Raw genomic sequence first — 1381 nt, 5'->3', positions numbered from 1 at the left:
CTCCCCTTCACCGCCTTCACCGGCCTGCTGTTCTACCCGCTGCTCTGGCTGGTGATCTCCTTCGCCTACCGCACCATCACGCTGGCCTCCGGCTCCGCCACATGGGGCATGCGCCTGATGTCGCTTGAAATGCGCACGTTCCGCGGCGAGCGCTTCGGACTGGGCGAGGCCTTCATCCACACGCTGATCTACTCGGTGGCCATCTCCACCTTCGTCGTGCAGGTCATCTCGATCGTGCTGATGCTCGCCACGCCCCGCCGCCAGAGCCTCGGCGATCACCTGCTCGGCAGCGTCGCGCTCAACCGCGCCGCCGTGCGGCGCTGAGGGGCGGGTTTCGCTGCAAGGCAGCAATTACCGGCCCTCGCCACTTCTGGGGGCTTGGCGGAACGTCATGGCGCTGTTACCGTCAGCCCCCGAAGCCCTTGATCAACCTCGCAGAGCCGCCTTGCGCCACACCCTGCCCATCGCGCCCCAGTTCTACGTGACGGCCCCGCAACCCTGCCCCTACCTCGAGGGCCGGATGGAGCGGAAGCTGTTTACCGCGCTGCAAGGCGATGGCGCCGAAAAGCTGAACGACACGCTGTCCCAGCAAGGCTTCCGCCGCAGCCAGAACGTGCTCTACCGCCCCTCCTGCGCCGATTGCTCCGCCTGCATGTCCGCGCGCATCCGGGTGGCCGGTTTCCAGCCGACCCGCAGCCAGAAACGGGTGCTCAAGCGCAACGCCCGGCTGATCCGCAAGGCCAACAGCCCCTGGGCCACCGAAGAGCAATACGCCCTCTTCCGCCGCTACCTCGACCAGCGCCACGCCGATGGCGGCATGGCCGATATGGATATCTTCGAATTCGCCGCGATGATCGAGGAAACCCCGGTGAAGAGCCGGGTGATCGAATATCTCCTGCCCGCCGGAGCCGAGGGCAATGACACAGGCGACGACAAGCTGGTGGCCGTCTGCCTCACCGACGTGCTCGAAGATGGCGTGAGCCTCGTCTACTCCTTCTTCGAGCCGGGCATGGAGAAGCACTCGCTGGGCCGCTACATCATCCTCGATCACGTCGAGATCGCCCGCGAGGCCGGCCTTCCTTTCGTCTACCTCGGCTACTGGGTGCCCGGCTCGCCGAAGATGGGCTACAAGGCCAGCTACGGCGCGCTCGAAATCTACAAGAACGGCGGCTGGCGCGATCTTGGCAACCCCGAGGAACACCGGCAGGAAATTCACCCCCTCTCGGTCGATCCCATCGCCGAACAGGTCGCCCGCATCCGCCTCCCCGACAGCCGCCCCGCCACCCGCCGGGGCTGACCCGCATTCGGAAACGTCCCGCTTTGGTGTGTCCAGAGCTCAACCGACCCCGCGCAGGCCATGCGTGGCGGAACGGGGTGGGCG

At 66.6% G+C, this 1381-nt stretch carries 2 protein-coding genes; both read left to right on the top strand.

All coding sequences use genetic code 11. The features are described 5' to 3' along the window. On the top strand, nucleotides 1-324 hold a 324-nt coding region (locus DYI42_RS23870), incomplete at its 5' end, for an RDD family protein (RefSeq protein WP_213549620.1). Nucleotides 325-445: 121 nt separating this feature from the next. Further along, on the top strand, nucleotides 446-1297 hold the full coding sequence (locus DYI42_RS23865) for an arginyltransferase (protein ID WP_213549618.1): 852 nt from the start codon (nucleotides 446-448) through the stop codon (nucleotides 1295-1297). Nucleotides 1298-1381: the final 84 nt, after the last annotated feature.

Source organism: Vannielia litorea (assembly GCF_018424695.1).
Lineage (GTDB): Bacteria > Pseudomonadota > Alphaproteobacteria > Rhodobacterales > Rhodobacteraceae > Vannielia > Vannielia litorea_A.
The sequence above is the reverse complement of the archived record's forward strand: the minus strand, read 5'-3'. Positions and strand labels throughout refer to the sequence as shown.